Source organism: Chitinophaga sp. (assembly GCF_036569185.1).
Classification (GTDB): Bacteria; Bacteroidota; Bacteroidia; order Chitinophagales; family Chitinophagaceae; genus Chitinophaga.
Genome location: NZ_DATCRD010000164.1, coordinates 1 through 2,846, shown reverse-complemented (window position 1 = coordinate 2,846; position 2,846 = coordinate 1). Strand labels below are relative to the sequence as shown.

2 protein-coding genes are annotated in these 2,846 nt (G+C 50.2%); one reads left to right on the top strand and one right to left on the bottom strand.

Features of this window, described 5'->3' with window-relative positions:
• Nucleotides 1-1,455: discoidin domain-containing protein (locus tag VIM72_RS12400; RefSeq protein ID WP_332003148.1), on the top strand; the 1,455-nt coding region annotated here is incomplete at its 5' end.
• A 55-nt stretch (nucleotides 1,456-1,510) separates the two neighbouring features.
• Here VIM72_RS12400 and accC read toward each other — a convergent pair.
• On the bottom strand, nucleotides 1,511-2,836 hold the full coding sequence (gene accC, locus VIM72_RS12395; protein WP_414648991.1) for an acetyl-CoA carboxylase biotin carboxylase subunit: 1,326 nt from the start codon (nucleotides 2,834-2,836) through the stop codon (nucleotides 1,511-1,513).
• Between the last annotated feature and the right edge of the window lie 10 nt (nucleotides 2,837-2,846).

Genomic DNA, 2,846 nt, shown 5'->3' with positions numbered 1-2,846 from the left:
GTGTATGATGAGCTGTGCGCACCTGCTACGGTAGTGCTGGGCGATAGCTTGTTGGTGATCGGATCAACCTACTCGAAAAATTTTCCTTTGTGGATGAGCAGGGATCCCCGTACAGACAGCTGGAAAGAGGCGGTAGATTCTTTCCGGGCAGGCGCATGGGATCCCGCTTTTTTTGCGGATGATGATGGACGTTTGTACCTGTACCATGGCTCCAGCAATGAGTTTCCCGTTTACGGGCAGGAAGTGGACCGCAAAACATTACAGCCCATTGGCGAGCGCAGATCACTTATACGGCTAAACGATACTTTGCATGGCTGGGAACGTTTTGGCGAGCATAATGATAACACCTTCCTGAAACCCTTTATAGAAGGCGCCTGGATGAATAAGCACAATGGCTTGTACTACCTGCAATACGGCGCACCAGGCACAGAGTTCAGCGGGTATGGGGATGGTGTGTATGTAAGCAAACACCCCCTGGGCCCTTTTACCTATCAGTCACACAACCCCTTTTCATACAAACCCGGCGGGTTTGCACGGGGCGCAGGTCATGGGGCCACCTACCAGGATACGTACGGTAACTGGTGGCATGTATCTACCATCGTGATCGGTACTAAAAATAATTTTGAAAGAAGGATCGGTATATGGCCGGCAGGTTTTGATAAGGATGACCTGTTGTTCTGTAACACCGCTTATGGCGACTACCCACATTACCTGCCTGCCGCCGCTGCCACTAAAAGCCTGTTCACCGGCTGGATGTTGCTGAACTATAATAAACCGGTACAGGTATCCTCTACCTACGGCGGCTATGCCCCCAATAATGCGGTAGATGAAAATATTAAAACCTACTGGAGCGCTGCTACCGGCAATAAGGGTGAATGGATCCAGACCGACCTGGGACAGCTGAGCACCATACACGCCATACAGATCAACTATGCCGACCAGGACGCCACCATCATGGGCAAGCAACCCGGCCTGTACCATCAATATAAGCTCTATAGCTCTGCAGATGGCCGCAGCTGGAAGCTGTTAACCGATAAAAGCCGCAACACTACGGATGTGCCGCATGATTATATTCCCCTTGCCGCTCCCGTACAGGCCCGCTATATAAAAATGGAAAATGTGCACATGCCCTCCGGTAAGTTTGCCATTAGCGGGTTACGGGTGTTTGGCCGGGGTAAAGGCAGCGTACCGGATACGGTAAAAGAGTTTATTGCATTGCGGGGCAACAGTGAGCGGCGGAATGCCTGGCTTAAATGGCAAACCAGCAGTAACGCCACCGGCTATACTATTTATACCGGCACCGCGCCGGATAAGCTGTACACCAGCATTACGGTGTATGGTAATAATGAATATTACTTCTCGGCTATGGAAAAAGACCAGCCTTATTATTTCTGTATAGAGCCGTTCAATGAGAACGGGATCGGCAAGCGCACGACCGTTATAAAAGTGGAGTAAAAACGTGTGCCACACCTTAAAGGTGTGGCACACATAAGATCTTATTAATTACTGCTTATACCAGCTTAAAGGTTTCAGTGAACTTTGTGGTAAAGTTACCTTTACGGAAGTTCTCATCACGCATCAGCTGCTGGTGGAATGGAATGGTGGTTTTCACCCCTTCAATTACAAACTCGCTCAGCGCACGTTCCATAGTATTGATGGCTTCTTCCCGGGTTTGCGCAACCGTTATGATCTTGGCCACCATACTATCATAGTAGGGCGGAATTACGTAACCGGCGTAAATATGGGAATCTACCCGCACCCCGTGGCCGCCCGGTATGTGCAATACCGTTATTTTACCCGGGGATGGGCGGAAGTCGTTGTACGGATCTTCTGCGTTAATACGGCATTCAATGGCATGCATCTGCGGTGTATAATTCTTGCCGGAGATGGGGATGCCTGCCGCTATCTTGATCTGTTCTTTAACCAGGTCAAAGTTGATCACCTCTTCCGTTACCCCATGTTCCACCTGTATACGGGTGTTCATTTCCATGAAGTAAAAGTTGCGGTGCTTATCCACCAGGAATTCAATGGTGCCTACGCTTTCATAATTAATGGCGGAGGCGGCTTTAATAGCAGCTTCCCCCATTTTCTCACGCAGCTCCGGCGTCATGAACGGGGAGGGCGATTCCTCCACCAGCTTCTGGTGACGGCGCTGTATAGAGCAGTCCCTTTCGCTCAGGTGGCATACCTTGCCATATTGGTCGCCGGCTACCTGTATTTCAATGTGACGGGGCTCTTCCACGAATTTCTCCATGTAAATACCGTCGTTGCTGAAAGCGGCGCGGGCTTCTGTTTTGGCCATGTTATAGGCATTCTCCAGCTCATGATCCTGCCATACCACGCGCATCCCTTTACCACCGCCGCCGGCTGTAGCTTTCAGGATCACGGGCAGGCCCATTTTCTTGGCTAATTCCTTGGCTTGTTCCAGGCTTTCCAATAAACCTTCGGATCCCGGTATCACCGGTACACCGGCTGCTATCATGGTTTCTTTGGCCGTCATCTTATCCCCCATTTTCCGGATCATATCCGGGGTGGGGCCAATGAACTTAATACCATGCTCGCCGCATATTTCGGCAAAGCGGGCATTTTCTGCCAGGAAACCGTAACCGGGATGGATGGCATCTGCATTGGTGATCTCCGCAGCAGCCATCAGGTGAGGGATATTCAGGTAGGATTCACTGCTTTGCGGTTTGCCTATACACACTGCTTCATCCGCAAACTTCACATGCAGGCTGTCTTTATCCGCAGTACTATAAACAGCCACCGTTTTGATACCCATTTCCTTACAGGTGCGTATTATACGCAGGGCTATTTCTCCACGGTTGGCAATCAGTATTTTTTTAAAC